The 14,329-nt window shown below is 62.4% G+C and carries 8 protein-coding genes, 2 tRNA genes and 2 rRNA genes (1 of these 12 cut by a window edge); 8 read left to right on the top strand and 4 right to left on the bottom strand.

Annotation, left to right across the window (positions count from 1 at the left end; all coding sequences use genetic code 11):
* Nucleotides 1-56: 56 nt before the first annotated feature.
* Nucleotides 57-1,259: a homoserine O-acetyltransferase gene (locus AAFG16_RS04645; protein WP_342737659.1), complete on the top strand. Its 1,203-nt coding sequence runs from the start codon at nucleotides 57-59 to the stop codon at nucleotides 1,257-1,259.
* Nucleotides 1,260-1,274: 15 nt separating this feature from the next.
* Nucleotides 1,275-1,937: a methionine biosynthesis protein MetW gene (gene metW, locus AAFG16_RS04650; RefSeq protein WP_283083719.1), complete on the top strand. Its 663-nt coding sequence runs from the start codon at nucleotides 1,275-1,277 to the stop codon at nucleotides 1,935-1,937.
* A 116-nt stretch (nucleotides 1,938-2,053) separates the two neighbouring features.
* On the opposite strand, the gene AAFG16_RS04655 is transcribed toward metW, so the two are convergent.
* Nucleotides 2,054-2,917: an alpha/beta hydrolase gene (locus AAFG16_RS04655; RefSeq protein WP_342737661.1), complete on the bottom strand. Its 864-nt coding sequence runs from the start codon at nucleotides 2,915-2,917 to the stop codon at nucleotides 2,054-2,056.
* A gap of 215 nt (nucleotides 2,918-3,132) precedes the next feature.
* Here AAFG16_RS04655 and AAFG16_RS04660 point away from each other — a divergent pair, with 215 nt between their 5' ends.
* Nucleotides 3,133-3,789, top strand: coding sequence for a TIGR02594 family protein (locus AAFG16_RS04660; RefSeq protein ID WP_342737663.1), 657 nt, complete (start codon nucleotides 3,133-3,135; stop codon nucleotides 3,787-3,789).
* Nucleotides 3,790-3,917: 128 nt separating this feature from the next.
* On the opposite strand, the gene AAFG16_RS04665 is transcribed toward AAFG16_RS04660, so the two are convergent.
* Nucleotides 3,918-4,706 (bottom strand): MOSC domain-containing protein, encoded by a 789-nt coding sequence (locus tag AAFG16_RS04665; RefSeq protein WP_342737665.1) that lies wholly within the window; start codon nucleotides 4,704-4,706, stop codon nucleotides 3,918-3,920.
* 241 nt (nucleotides 4,707-4,947) lie between these two features.
* Between AAFG16_RS04665 and clpB the strand changes: the two genes are divergently transcribed.
* Nucleotides 4,948-7,587: an ATP-dependent chaperone ClpB gene (gene clpB / locus AAFG16_RS04670; protein WP_342737667.1), complete on the top strand. Its 2,640-nt coding sequence runs from the start codon at nucleotides 4,948-4,950 to the stop codon at nucleotides 7,585-7,587.
* A 77-nt stretch (nucleotides 7,588-7,664) separates the two neighbouring features.
* Here the strand turns inward: clpB and AAFG16_RS04675 are convergent, their stop codons facing one another.
* On the bottom strand, nucleotides 7,665-7,931 hold the full coding sequence (locus AAFG16_RS04675; RefSeq protein WP_283083724.1) for a hypothetical protein: 267 nt from the start codon (nucleotides 7,929-7,931) through the stop codon (nucleotides 7,665-7,667).
* 126 nt (nucleotides 7,932-8,057) lie between these two features.
* Nucleotides 8,058-10,121 carry a M23 family metallopeptidase gene (locus AAFG16_RS04680; RefSeq protein WP_342737669.1) on the bottom strand — a complete coding sequence of 688 codons (2,064 nt, stop codon included), beginning with the start codon at nucleotides 10,119-10,121 and terminating at the stop codon, nucleotides 8,058-8,060.
* Nucleotides 10,122-11,111: 990 nt separating this feature from the next.
* Between AAFG16_RS04680 and AAFG16_RS04685 the strand changes: the two genes are divergently transcribed.
* From AAFG16_RS04685 to AAFG16_RS04700, 4 genes are all read left to right on the top strand, one after another.
* Nucleotides 11,112-12,600, top strand: a 16S ribosomal RNA gene (locus tag AAFG16_RS04685).
* 190 nt (nucleotides 12,601-12,790) lie between these two features.
* A tRNA-Ile gene (locus AAFG16_RS04690) sits at nucleotides 12,791-12,867 on the top strand.
* 33 nt (nucleotides 12,868-12,900) lie between these two features.
* A tRNA-Ala gene (locus AAFG16_RS04695) sits at nucleotides 12,901-12,976 on the top strand.
* A 383-nt stretch (nucleotides 12,977-13,359) separates the two neighbouring features.
* Nucleotides 13,360-14,329, top strand: a 23S ribosomal RNA gene (locus tag AAFG16_RS04700) (it continues 1,876 nt past the right edge of the window).
* Together the 16S and 23S rRNA genes with 2 tRNA genes alongside form the textbook arrangement of a ribosomal RNA operon.

A 14,329-nucleotide genomic window follows, 5' to 3' on the forward strand; every position in this document is an offset into this window, starting at 1 on the left:
ATGGCCTGATGCAAGTGGCGGTCTGAAGTCCGATCGCAAACGAGGTCGATGGTCAGATGGGTAGCGTCAAGTCGATTCCGAGTCCTGCGATCAGCGCCGATGAGCGCTCGCACGAGGTCGATCACCCGAGTTCGCAGGTCGCGCGTTTTGGCGCAGACCAGCCGCTGCGGCTCGATTGCGGCGTCGATCTGGCGCCGTTCCAGATCGCCTACCAGACCTATGGCGAGCTCAATGCCGATCGCTCCAACGCCGTTCTGATCTGCCATGCGCTGACCGGCGACCAGCACGTCGCCAATCTGCACCCCGTCACCGGCAAGCCCGGCTGGTGGGACACCTTGGTCGGCCCGGGCCGGCCCATTGATCCCAGCCGCTACTTCATCATCTGCTCCAACGTGATCGGCGGCTGCATGGGCTCGACGGGGCCGGCCTCGATCAATCCCGCCACCGGCAAGGTGTGGGGGCTGGACTTTCCTGTGATCACCATCCCAGACATGGTGCGCGCGCAGGCGATGCTGATCGACCGGCTCGGCATCGACACGCTGTTCGCTGTGGTCGGCGGCTCGATGGGCGGGATGCAGGTGCTGCAATGGACCGCGGCCTATCCTGCCCGCGTGTTCTCTGCGCTCGCGATCGCCTGTTCGACGCGGCACTCGGCGCAGAACATCGCCTTCCACGAGCTCGGCCGCCAGGCCGTTATGGCCGACCCCGACTGGCACAATGGCGGCTATGCCGATCGCGGCCTTCATCCGCATCGCGGCCTCGCGGTCGCGCGCATGGCCGCGCACATCACTTATCTGTCAGACGCTGCTCTGCACCGGAAATTCGGCCGGCGCATGCAGGATCGCGAGCTGCCGACTTTCTCGTTCGACGCCGACTTCCAGGTCGAGTCCTATCTGCGCTACCAGGGCTCCTCCTTCGTCGAGCGCTTCGACGCCAACTCCTATCTCTACCTGACCCGCGCGATGGATTATTTCGACATCGCCGCCGATCACGGCGGCGTGCTGGCGAAAGCGTTTGCCGGCATACAGACCCGATTCTGCGTGGTGTCCTTCACCAGCGACTGGCTGTTTCCGACCTCGGAATCGCGCGCGCTGGTGCATGCGCTGAACGCGTCGAGCGCGCGGGTGTCGTTCGCCGAGATCGAAACCGATCGCGGCCATGACGCCTTCCTTCTCGACGTGCCCGAATTCTTCGACATCTCCCGCGCCTTCCTGCAATCGGCGGGCAAGGCGCGCGGGCTGACCGGCAAGAACGACTGACAAGGACCGCTCGCGATGTCTGTACAGGAAGTGCTGCCGCTGAACGGTTTCACCGCGGAGCAATCCGCTCATTTCCGCGCCGACCATCTGCTGGTCGCCGAGATGGTCAAGCCCGGCTCCAAAGTGCTCGACGTCGGCTGTGGCGACGGCGACCTGCTTCAGCTGCTGGAGACGCGCGGCATCGACGGCCGCGGCATCGAATTGTCGCGTGAGGGCGTCAACCGCTGCGTCGCCAAGGGCCTCGCGGTGGTGCAGGGCGACGCCGACACCGACCTCGTCAATTATCCCGACGACGCCTTCGACTACGTGATCCTGTCGCAGACGCTGCAGGCGACGCGGCAGCCGCGCGTGGTGCTGGAGAATTTGCTGCGCATCGGCCGCCGCGCCGTCGTGTCGTTCCCGAATTTCGGCTTCTGGAAGATGCGGCTCCAGCTCCTGATCGGCGGCCACATGCCACGCACGGAGAATTTGCCCGCGACCTGGTACGACACCGCCAACATCCATTTCTGCACCATCAAGGATTTCGTCGAGCTCTGCGACGCGATCGGCGTCAAGATGGAGCGCGCCGAGGCGCTCGACCTCTACGGTCGTCCGCTGCGGCTGCGGTTGCCATGGTGGGTGTGGAACATGTTCGGCGAGCAGGGCGTGTTTCTGCTCAGCCGCGGCGGGCGGAAATAGTTTCTCCGTCATTGCGAGCGCAGCGAAGCAATCCAGGATCTTTCTGCGGAGGCAGTCTGGATTGCTTCGTCGCAAGAGCTCCTCGCAATGACGGAGCGTGTGGCGATGTCGCGGCTCTAATGCGCCGCCAGCGACCTTGGATCACGCACCGGCCATCGTCCCGCTTCCACCAGCGTCACGAACCGCTCCACGCTCTCGTTGAACACTGCGGGCTCTTCGAGATTGAGCACGTGGCCGGACTTGGGAAACATCGCGAGGCCGGCAGCCGGCAGATGTTTCTTCAAAAACAGGCTCGCACCGACGCACGGATCGTCCTCGTCGCCGCAGATGATCAGTGCCGGCGTTGTCGCGGCTCTGATCGCATCCGTCAGCGTGTAGATCGAGGGGCGGCCACCCTGGAAGCCGCGCATCGTGCGCGCCGATCCCCTTGAATCGTGGCGCGCCAGCGCGGTGTAGAAATCGGCGTGGCCGCGCGGGTCCTTGACCAGGAAGGGTATCCGGCTCGGCGCCTCGCGCGTGACTTTGGCGACCTCCGCGGAGCCCAGCGTCTCGAACTGCTCGGCATTGGCGCGGCACTGCTTGCGCCAGGCGTCGAGATTTTCGAGCTCCGAGCCGGAGCCGACGCCGGCGAGCGTCATCGACAGCGCGCGATGCGGCGCGTTCAGTCCGATCTGGAGCGACGAATAGGCGCCCATCGAGAGCCCGACGAGATGCGCGCGCTCGATTCCGAGATGATCGAGCACCGCGAGCGCGTCGGTGTAGAAGTGCGTGTAGGTGTAGACCTCGCCATCGGGCACGTCGGACGGCGTGTAGCCGCGCGCGGAATAGGTGATGCAGCGGTGGCCGCGCGAGAAGTAGCGCATCTGCGGCTCCCAATTGGTGTAGTCGGCCGCGAATTCGTGCAGAAAAATAATCGGCGTTCCCTGGCCCGCTTCCTCGAAATAGATGCGGACGTCATCCCTGGTCGTGGCGTGGGGCATTAACTGTTTCCCTCTGTTCAAGCCGCGCGCGAAGGATCGCAGTTAATGGTGTTGTCCGCAATGCGGCAGCCTCAGACCAGCTCCAATGCAAAATCATCGCAGCCATTCGCCGACGCGGCAGTCTTTTTCTCGCCACATCCGGAAGCTTTACGGCCCGGCGGATGTCGGCCACCGCACAGGCCGACGGGAAGTGGGGGTGTAACTAAGGATGAAGAATGGTTGAGTTGTTTGCGTACCGCCTGTCGCGTTGTGTTGTCGCGCTGGCGTTCTTCTTCGCGGCGGTTGCCGCGTTCGTTTCTCCGGCCTCAGCGCGGCCACACCATCGTCATAGCGCAGAGCGGCACGGTTACGTGCACCATGCCAGACATCATCATTATCGCCACCATGCCCGCAGCTCGCGCTTCGAGCGCAGCGCGGCGCAGTTGCAGGCGAGCGGCTTTGCCGACACGAAGGCCAGCTATGATCCGAACGCCAACGGCGGCGGCATGGCCAGCAACGCCATGAGCGGTGGCGGCCTCAGTGGCGGATCGGGCCTCGTGTCCGAGGCGCGCCGCCATCTCGGCGGCAACCCGACGGGACGCGGCAGCCTGTGGTGCGCGCGCTTCATGAACATGGTGCTGGAGCATACCGGCCATCGCGGCACCGGCTCCGACATGGCGAGCTCGTTCGCGCGGTACGGCACCCGTGTCTCCGGTCCGCAGGTCGGCGCCATCGCGGTGATGTCGCGCGGTCGCCGCGGCGGCCATGTCGGCATCATCACCGGCATCGACGCGCAAGGCAATCCGATCATGATCTCCGGCAACAACGGCAATCGCGTCCGCGAAGCGCCGGTCTCGCGCGGCCGCATCTATGCGTATGTGATGCCGAACTAACGACGGAGCCGTAGCGGGAGTGCCGTAGGGTGGGCAAAGCGAAGCGTGCCCACCACTTCCGTCCGTTCGATAAAATGGTGGGCACGGCGCAAGAGCGCCTTTGCCCACCCTACGGCAGCGGTACTAGCTCACATCAGCTTCGGCTGTTCCACCGCGACCGCATCCCCCACGCCGATCTCGCCACCTTCGATCACCTCGGCATAGATGCCGCAATCCATGTGGCCGAGATGGCGCGAGAGCGTCGGTGGGATTTCGAGGTCGCGCGCGGCGGTCACCGGGTCGACATTGGTGGCCGGGCAGCGGACGATGCGCTTGACCACTTTCAGCCGGGCTTGCCCGATCGCGAGCGTTTGGCCGACGAGGTCGAGCTCCGACCAGGCCGGCCAGCCCTTCACATAGAGATTGGCGCGGAAGCGCAGCGGATGCACGGCAGTGCCGCCGAGCATGGTCTCGATGGCGCGGACGCTGTCGAGATTGATGATGGATACGACCTTGCGGGCGACGTCGGAAAAGCTGTGTTCGCGGCCGGACAGGACCTTGGGCGGCCCGTTCAGCTCCGGTTGGAAATTCTCGGTGAAGTAGCTCTCGATGGCGGCCCGCCCGGCGGCGGTCTCGAGATCGCCCCTGGCGACGATCTGGCCGTCCTTGCGGATGGTCAGGCGGTTGGTCGCGTCCTCGAAACGGCTGTCGAGCGACGCCAGCCGCTCATTGCGCGCCAGCATCAGAAACTGGATTTTCGGCTTCCACTCGGGGGCTTCAGGGTCGAACCCGCTCGGGCCGTTCTCGATGGCATAGCGGCGGTCGGCGGGTAGGGTCTGGCCGACCCGCAAAGGCACCCGGGACAGGCTCTCCGGCGTCAGGCCCTTGATTGGATAGCGGTAGAGGCCGGTGATCTCGGCGGTCTGGTTGGCTGTCATGCCGCTACTTAAGGGATTCGACCGCGCCCCGCCAAGCTGGCGGATCGGCGCACGAAATTGTGAAGTCGCCTCTTTCGATCCGGGGGCACGCTTCCCACATCTGGGTCAGGCCGGCGCCAGCGCCGGCTGATAACGACCGCTGCCGGTTGAGGAACGTCAACGCGGTCAGCGGAAACCCAGTGAAGATGCCGTTTGGGGTGCCTTAGAGGGCCCCAGGGGCAGGCCGAGGGACAGAAAAGAAATGAACATCGAGAAGTATACCGAACGCTCCAGGGGCTTCATCCAGTCCGCGCAGTCGCTCGCGGTGCGCGAGGGGCACCAGCAGTTTTCCACCCTGCATGTGCTGAAGGTCCTGCTGGACGACAATGAGGGGCTCGCTGCGGGTCTGATCGACCGCGCTGGCGGCAATTCCCGTGCAATCCTGAAGGCGACCGAGGACGCCCTGAACAAGGTGCCGAAGGTCAGTGGCGGTGGCGCTGGGCAGATCTATCTCGCGCCCGAGCTCGCCCGGACCTTTGATGCCGCCGAAAAGGCCGGCGAGAAGGCCGGTGACAGCTTCGTCACCGTCGAGCGGCTGCTGCTCGGTCTCACGCTGGAGAAGACCAGCGAGGCAGGTAGCATTCTCGCCAAGGGCGGTGTCACCCCGCAAAATCTCAACGCTGCGATCGAGGCGCTGCGCAAGGGCCGCACGGCGGACTCTGCGACCGCCGAGAACGCCTATGACGCGCTGAAGAAATATGCCCGCGACCTGACCCAGGCTGCGCGCGACGGCAAGCTCGACCCGGTCATCGGCCGCGACGAGGAGATCCGCCGCACCATCCAGGTGCTGTCGCGCCGAACCAAGAACAACCCCGTCCTGATCGGTGAGCCCGGCGTCGGCAAGACCGCCATCGCCGAAGGGCTCGCGCTGCGCATCGTCAACGGCGACGTGCCGGAGGGACTGAAGGACAAGAAGCTGCTGTCGCTCGACCTCGGTGCGCTGATCGCCGGTGCAAAATACCGCGGTGAGTTCGAGGAGCGGCTGAAGGCCGTGCTCCAGGAGGTGACCGCGAGCGAGGGCAATTTCATCCTGTTCATCGACGAGATGCACACGCTGATCGGCGCCGGCAAGGCTGACGGCGCGATGGACGCCTCCAACCTGCTCAAGCCCGCGCTCGCCCGCGGCGAGCTGCATTGTATCGGCGCGACCACGCTCGACGAGTACCAGAAGCATGTCGAGAAGGATGCCGCGCTGGCGCGTCGCTTCCAGCCGATCTTCGTCAGCGAGCCCTCGGTCGAGGACACCATCTCGATCCTGCGCGGCCTGAAGGACAAGTACGAGCAGCATCACGGCGTGCGGATCACCGATTCCGCGCTTGTTGCCTCCGCGACGCTGTCCAACCGCTACATCACCGACCGCTTCCTGCCCGACAAGGCGATCGACCTGATGGACGAGGCCGCGGCGCGGCTGAAGATGCAGGTCGATTCCAAGCCGGAGGAGCTGGATTCGCTGGACCGCGAGATCATCCGGCTCAAGATTGAGCAGGAGGCCCTGAAGAAGGAAAGCGATCCCGGCTCCAAGACCCGTCTCGAAGCGCTCGAGAAGGAGCTGGCCGAGCTCGAAGAGAAGTCGGCGGCGCTCACCTCACGCTGGAGCGCGGAGAAAAACAAGCTCTCCAACGCCCAGAAGCTGAAGGCGGAGCTGGACGGCTTGCGCGTCGAACTCGCTAACGCGCAGCGGCGCGGCGAATTCCAGAAGGCCGGCGAGCTGGCTTATGGAAGGATCCCGGAGCTGGAGAAGAAGCTCGCCGATATCGAGGCGAAGGAGAACTCCGGCGAGATGATGGAGGAGGCGGTCACCGCCAGCCACATCGCGCAGGTGGTCTCGCGCTGGACCGGCGTGCCCGTCGACAAGATGCTGGAAGGCGAGAAGGAGAAGCTCCTCAAGATGGAGGAGCAGCTCGGACAGCGCGTCGTCGGCCAGGCCGAGGCCGTGCGTGCGGTCGCAACCGCCGTGCGCCGTTCGCGTGCGGGCCTGCAAGACCCGAACCGGCCCACCGGCTCGTTCATGTTCCTGGGGCCGACTGGCGTCGGCAAGACCGAGCTGACCAAGGCGCTCGCCGAGTACCTGTTCAACGACGAGACCGCGATGGTGCGCCTCGACATGTCCGAGTACATGGAGAAGCATTCGGTCTCGCGGCTGATCGGCGCGCCTCCGGGCTATGTCGGCTATGACGAGGGCGGTGCGCTCACCGAAGCGGTGCGGCGCCGGCCTTATCAGGTGGTGCTGTTCGACGAGATCGAGAAAGCGCATCCCGACGTCTTCAACGTCCTGTTGCAAGTGCTCGACGATGGCCGTCTGACCGATGGCCAGGGACGCACCGTCGATTTCCGCAACACGCTGATCATCATGACCTCGAACCTCGGTTCGGAGTTTTTGGTGAATCAACCCGAGGGCGAAGACACCTCAGCCGTGCGTGAGCAGGTGATGGGAACGGTGCGGGCGCATTTCCGTCCCGAATTCCTCAACCGCGTCGACGAGATCATCCTGTTCCACCGCTTGCAACGAAGCGAGATGGGCCGGATCGTCGAGATCCAGTTCGCGCGGCTGCAGAAGCTCCTGACCGATCGCAAGATCGTGCTGACGCTCGATGCCGCGGGGCGCGACTGGCTCGCCGCCAAGGGCTGGGATCCCGCCTACGGCGCACGGCCGCTGAAGCGGGTGATCCAGCGCTATCTCCAGGACCCGCTCGCCGAGATGATCCTCGGCGGCGACGTCAGGGACGGGGACAGCGTCGCGATCTCCTCCGAAGGCAACGTGCTGACCTTCAACGGCAAGGCGCCGCAGACCGCGGAGATCGCACAGTTCGAGGCGCCGGTGTCGAAGCGCAAGCTGAACTGATCGCCGGTACCCGCCGCTAGAAAATCGCCCCGGAGAGTCGTCCTCTCCGGGGCGAATTGTTTTTCAGGCCTACTTTGCTAGCTGGCCGGAGACATCGTGCCGGGCGAGGCGGGGCCTTCCTCCTCGCCGTCCTGTTCGAGCTCCGACAGGATGTCCACGAGCGCGCGGACGCGGCCCTGCGCCAGCGGACGCAGATCGTTGATCATGGGCTCGTCATTGGCGAGCCAAGCCTGGGCTTCCGCGAGTTCCTCGACGGTAGCGCCGGTTCCGATGATCTCTGCAATTGTCACGTCGTCCACGCTGCCAACGGCCTTGGTGACGTCGTCGCGAGAGAGTTGCTGCATGGCGGTCCTCCTCTGGCTCAACGGCAAAAGACTGGTCGCGCCAATCAATCGGGACGCTGCCGATCGGTTCCGTGAAGCCAGGAGGAGAAGGGATCCGGCCGGGGAACGGGCGGAATCGCGGGGAAATTACCGGTTGGTGACCTGCAGCGGGCCGCCGGTCGCGTCCGACATGCGGGCGATGGAGCCGCCGCGGCCGCTCATCATGGTGTCGAGCCGGTCGCGCTCCTTCTCGAAGCCCGCCAGCATGGGGCCTTCCAGCGAGCGGCCGCGTGGCAATTTCACACGCAGCGGATCGACGAAGCGGCCGTTCACCAGGATTTCGTAGTGCACGTGCGGGCCGGTCGACGCGCCGGTCGAGCCGACGAAGCCGATGACCTGGCCCTGGCGGACCTTCTTGCCGGCTTCCATGCCCTTGGCGTAGGCCGACATGTGGCCGTAGGCCGTCTCATAGCCGTTATTGTGCTTGATGCGGACATACTTGCCGTAGCCGCCCTCAGTGCCGATCTTTTCGATCACGCCGTTGCCGGAGGCGAAGATCGGCGTGCCGTAGGCGGTGGCCCAGTCGACGCCGGTGTGCATCTTCACATAGCCGAGGATCGGATGGCGGCGGCCGCCGAAGCCGGAGCGCATGATGGCGTTGTTGACAGGTTTCCTGACCAGGAACTTCTTCGCGCTCTTGCCGCCCTCGTCGTAGTAGTCGACGACGCCGTCGTCGGGGCTCTGATAGCGGTAGTATTTCTTGGTCTCGCCGCCGACCGTGAGCGAGGCGAACAGCACGTCGTTCTTTTCGCTCGACGTCACGCCTTCGTCCTCGCCGGCGTAGAACACGTCGAAGGAATCGCCCGGCTGCACCTTGCGCTGGAAATCCACGTCGTAGGAGTAGATCTTGATCATGTCCTCGATGACCGGCATCGGGACCTTGTTGCGCATCGCGGTCTCATAGATGCTCTGGTAGAGCCGCACCCCGGTGCCGTCATCGTCGTCATCGTCGTCGCTGTTGGCGTTGGCCGTGGCGTCGGCGACGGTGTTCATGCTGGAGACGTCGACCGCGACGTATTTGCCGAGGTCGGACAGTGCCGCGATCGCCTCGACCATGGTGTCGTTTGCAACCACGACGCGATAGGGCTGGAGACGGGCGCCGGGGCTCGCAGGCGCCATCAGGATGCGGAGCTTCTCGCCTTCCTTCAGGCCGCCGTCGCGGCCGCGGGGGCCAAGCGTTGCGGTGATCGCCTTGATCTCCTCGGCGGTGGCGCCGAGATCGCGCAGCACGGAGCCGACGCTGTCGCCCTTCTTGACCAAGTGGACGCGTTCGCCGCTGGGATTGCCGCCGGTGATCTGTTCCTTGGTCTTCGGCAGCAGCGTGACGTTTTCCGGCACCACGCGCGTCTCGAAGCCGGCATAGGGATCGGACGACGACGTTTCCGGGGCGTAGGCGCTTCGGATGTCGGACGGGCCGGTCGCGCCGGAGACGTCGGCGGTGGCATTGGCGAGCGAGGCGTAGCGCACGCCGCCATTGCCGCGCCAGTTGGCGGCATCGCGCACCCGCATCAGGATGTCGTCGAGCGCCACCACGGCGGAAATCTTCGCCTTCGGCAGCACCGGCGACAGGTCCTTGGTCACGAAGGAGACCTCGGCGTCGGGCTCGACGGCTTCGGGATTGTTAGGATCGTCGGCGGCGGTCTTCGGATCGGAGCCGACGTCGGTGAGCAGACGCTGGGCGTTGAACGGCGGGATCTTCGCCGACAGGTCGCTCGTCGTCATCGAAAGGTTGCCGGCGATCCGGACGAAGGGGCGCACCCGCATCACGTCGCGGTTGCCGACGCGGGCGACGGTCGAGACGCGCACGATGTTGCGCGAGGCCGTGGATTCGCTCGGCGGCGGCAGGCGGTCGCTCTTGTGCAGCGTGGCGGCGCGATCGGCCGCGCCGAACGCACCACGCAGCGCGCCTTCAACGCGCTCGGGCACTTTGGCGAAGGTCATCTCGCCGTCGAGCGACGCGAAAACGGCGCCGCCGATCAGGGCTGCGCCGCAGAGTCCGGTCAGAATTGTACCGCTGAACCATTGCACCGAGACCCGGCGGCGATCGATGACGGCGGCTTCCGAACCATCGACGGACAGCGGCGGCTCGTGGCCGAGATCGATGATCCCGGTCTCACGCCCGTAAGCGCCGCGTGACGTCCTGTGGTTCAACCCAAGTCCCCCAATCAACGACCCAAGATGCCCGATTTCGAACCCCGTTCCGGCCGCCCTCTTGCAGGGGGATCGCCGGAAAAGGCAAGCCGCACGGCGCCCGCGTTCAGAAAGCCCCTCTAGGTGGGGCCGGCCGAAATTACGAACAGCTGGACGGGTGAAGGTCTCTCGAAGTCTCTCGAATGTCGGAAGAAGGCCGCCTCATCGTATGATTGCCTTCCTCTGACCCTACGAAAATCGCGGCAGCCCCCACTGGCACCCCGCGATTCAAGCTTGTCTCTTATCAGAACGCCGCGGGATTGTGGCTCAAGTACGGCGCCTAATATGGAAAAAGTTTCCTGAACGGCGGGGCGCCTGGGGCCGCCCGGGAGGGGCGCCCAGGACCGCCTTCGGAGCCCCTCAGGAGCCCCTGGGGGCGCAAACTTTTTTTGAGATTTTTTACCGTGCGGGGCCGCCCGATGCACCCGTTGGCCTCCTAATCGACTGGAATCGCTGGAATTTTTTCCATGATCCACTGTGCGACGATTTGTTGACGATTGGCGTTGACAGCCCGGAAGGCGGGGCCTATAACCCCAACCACTGAGCGCGGCGCCGCCGGGTCACTGACCAAGGCGAGCGAACGCGCAACTGATGCTCCTCACCTCGTTGAGTGACACAACAGCCGACACCAGTCGGTTGGAGTTCATCCATCGTCGGTAAGGGTGTCGGAACCCTTCCTCTCAGGAAGGTTGGGGCCTCTCCGGTCCCGGGCTGTTTGACAAGTGAAGATGAAGAAAGAGAAACGTGGACGGCGGAGTCCTTGCGGGTCTCGCTTCTGAAAAGCTTCGGCTTTTCTGATCGAGACCGGACGAAAGACTTCGGCGGTACACGTTTCAAAGGAAACACCATCGCTGCCAGCGATGTGAATCGTAGGCAGCTCGGCGATTTCGGTCGTCGAAAAATGGTGGGACCTCGTCAAACGTTGTGATCAGCCGGTTCAAAGTTCAAGTCCAACTTGAGAGTTTGATCCTGGCTCAGAGCGAACGCTGGCGGCAGGCTTAACACATGCAAGTCGAGCGGGCGTAGCAATACGTCAGCGGCAGACGGGTGAGTAACGCGTGGGAACGTACCTTTTGGTTCGGAACAACACAGGGAAACTTGTGCTAATACCGGATAAGCCCTTACGGGGAAAGATTTATCGCCGAAAGATCGGCCCGCGTCTGATTAGCTAGTTGGTAGGGTAATGGCCTACCAAGGCGACGATCAGTAGCTGGTCTGAGAGGATGATCAGCCACATTGGGACTGAGACACGGCCCAAACTCCTACGGGAGGCAGCAGTGGGGAATATTGGACAATGGGGGCAACCCTGATCCAGCCATGCCGCGTGAGTGATGAAGGCCCTAGGGTTGTAAAGCTCTTTTGTGCGGGAAGATAATGACGGTACCGCAAGAATAAGCCCCGGCTAACTTCGTGCCAGCAGCCGCGGTAATACGAAGGGGGCTAGCGTTGCTCGGAATCACTGGGCGTAAAGGGTGCGTAGGCGGGTCTTTAAGTCAGGGGTGAAATCCTGGAGCTCAACTCCAGAACTGCCTTTGATACTGAAGATCTTGAGTCCGGGAGAGGTGAGTGGAACTGCGAGTGTAGAGGTGAAATTCGTAGATATTCGCAAGAACACCAGTGGCGAAGGCGGCTCACTGGCCCGGTACTGACGCTGAGGCACGAAAGCGTGGGGAGCAAACAGGATTAGATACCCTGGTAGTCCACGCCGTAAACGATGAATGCCAGCCGTTAGTGGGTTTACTCACTAGTGGCGCAGCTAACGCTTTAAGCATTCCGCCTGGGGAGTACGGTCGCAAGATTAAAACTCAAAGGAATTGACGGGGGCCCGCACAAGCGGTGGAGCATGTGGTTTAATTCGACGCAACGCGCAGAACCTTACCAGCCCTTGACATGTCCAGGACCGGTCGCAGAGACGTGACCTTCTCTTCGGAGCCTGGAACACAGGTGCTGCATGGCTGTCGTCAGCTCGTGTCGTGAGATGTTGGGTTAAGTCCCGCAACGAGCGCAACCCCCGTCCTTAGTTGCTACCATTTAGTTGAGCACTCTAAGGAGACTGCCGGTGATAAGCCGCGAGGAAGGTGGGGATGACGTCAAGTCCTCATGGCCCTTACGGGCTGGGCTACACACGTGCTACAATGGCGGTGACAATGGGATGCGAAGGGGTAACCCCTAGCAAATCTCAAAAAGCCGTCTCAGTTCGGATTGGGCTCTGCAACTCGAGCCCATGAAGTTGGAATCGCTAGTAATCGTGGATCAGCACGCCACGGTGAATACGTTCCCGGGCCTTGTACACACCGCCCGTCACACCATGGGAGTTGGTTTTACCTGAAGACGGTGCGCTAACCCGCAAGGGAGGCAGCCGGCCACGGTAGGGTCAGCGACTGGGGTGAAGTCGTAACAAGGTAGCCGTAGGGGAACCTGCGGCTGGATCACCTCCTTTCTAAGGATGATCCTTCAGCGAGCTCACGCTCACTATCGGATCGTTTTAGAAACATCAGTGGCCAACAGATCGCCAGATCGTTGAGCTGCATTGGCGGGATTTCGCCGTCTTCGTTTCTCTTTCTTCGCGGACGAACACGCGCTGGGCCTGCAACGGCAGGGTCCAGGGTCCTTAACGGGATGTGCGTTAGGGGCTTGTAGCTCAGTTGGTTAGAGCGCGCGCTTGATAAGCGTGAGGTCGGAAGTTCAAGTCTTCCCAGGCCCACCACTTTCATCGAGTGAGCATTCGTCTTCTGGTTACGGGGCCATAGCTCAGCTGGGAGAGCGCGTGCTTTGCAAGCATGAGGTCGTCGGTTCGATCCCGTCTGGCTCCACCAGATGGTTTGATCACCGAGATCTTGTACCGTCGTCCGCGAAACATCACTTCGCATTCACTAGTCTGGATAGACAGTGAACTGCGTGTTTTCTGACATCGTAAAGAGGAGATCGATCCGAGTTGGGTCGTGTAGCGGATTGCTGCGCGAGCCTTCATTATCTCCGGATCATTTTCGGCGCTCGCGTCCGACCGCAAGGTTGGCTGCGAGTTGTAAAATGATCCTTTTAGCGAAGCTTGACCGCCTCGCTATCGGAACGATCTTACGAAGCAAGCTGGTCTTTCTAGTCAATGTCCGGCTGCAGATAGCGTTCATCGAGGGCGCGTGCCGCAAGGCAGTTCTGCAGACAACATTCTGCCGAGTGTGTGGACATTGATAATGAGAGCAATCAAGTGCCTTAAGGGTGTTCGGTGGATGCCTTGGCGCTGAGAGGCGATGAAGGACGTGCTACGCTGCGATAAGCCGTGGGGAGCTGCGAAGAAGCTTTGATCCGCGGATTTCCGAATGGGGAAACCCACCTTCGATAGCCGGAACTCCAAGACCTTGTGTCTTGGTGTTCGACCAGAAATGATCGGGACCATGACCGTGAGGTTTTGGATTTCCGGTTATCAAGAGAAGGTATGAGACTTCTGAATACATAGGAGGTTTCAAGCAAACCCAGGGAACTGAAACATCTAAGTACCTGGAGGAAAGGACATCAACAGAGACTCCGTTAGTAGTGGCGAGCGAACGCGGACCAGGCCAGTGATACATCAAAGACAATCGGAACCAGTCAGGAAAGCTGGGCCTCAGAGGGTGATAGCCCCGTACGAGTAATGCGATGATGTATCCACGAGTAAGGCGGGACACGTGCAATCCTGTCTGAACACGGGGGGACCACCCTCCAAGCCTAAGTACTCCTCAGCGACCGATAGTGAACCAGTACCGTGAGGGAAAGGTGAAAAGCACCCCGACGAGGGGAGTGAAATAGACCTGAAACCGGACACCTACAAACAGATGGAGCCCAAGATTCGTTCTGGGTGACATCGTACCTTTTGTATTATGGGCCAGCGACTTAATTTAACGAGCAAGCTTAAGCCGATAGGCGAAGGCGTAGCGAAAGCGAGTCTGAATAGGGCGCCAAGTTCGTTGTATTAGACCCGAAACCTAGTGATCTAGCCATGAGCAGGTTGAAGGTGAGGTAACACTCACTGGAGGACCGAACGGGTGCCTGTTGAAAAAGGCTCCGATGACTTGTGGTTAGGGGTGAAAGGCCAATCAAACTGGGAAATAGCTGGTTCTCCGCGAAAGATATTTAGGTATCGCCTCGGATGAATACCTCAGGGGGTAGAGCACTGGATGGGCTAGGGGGACTTA

This window comes from Bradyrhizobium sp. B117 (genome assembly GCF_038969555.1).
Taxonomy (GTDB): Bacteria; Pseudomonadota; Alphaproteobacteria; order Rhizobiales; family Xanthobacteraceae; genus Bradyrhizobium.

Bases quoted from the DNA above. Each gene is read 5' to 3' on its own strand.
- AAFG16_RS04645 (WP_342737659.1), top strand. From the start codon at position 57: ATGGGTAGCGTCAAGTCGATTCCGAGTCCTGCGATCAGCGCCGATGAG.
- metW (WP_283083719.1), top strand. From the start codon at position 1,275: ATGTCTGTACAGGAAGTGCTGCCGCTGAACGGTTTCACCGCGGAGCAA.
- AAFG16_RS04655 (WP_342737661.1), bottom strand. From the start codon at position 2,917: ATGCCCCACGCCACGACCAGGGATGACGTCCGCATCTATTTCGAGGAA.
- AAFG16_RS04660 (WP_342737663.1), top strand. From the start codon at position 3,133: ATGGTTGAGTTGTTTGCGTACCGCCTGTCGCGTTGTGTTGTCGCGCTG.
- AAFG16_RS04665 (WP_342737665.1), bottom strand. From the start codon at position 4,706: ATGACAGCCAACCAGACCGCCGAGATCACCGGCCTCTACCGCTATCCA.
- clpB (WP_342737667.1), top strand. From the start codon at position 4,948: ATGAACATCGAGAAGTATACCGAACGCTCCAGGGGCTTCATCCAGTCC.
- AAFG16_RS04675 (WP_283083724.1), bottom strand. From the start codon at position 7,931: ATGCAGCAACTCTCTCGCGACGACGTCACCAAGGCCGTTGGCAGCGTG.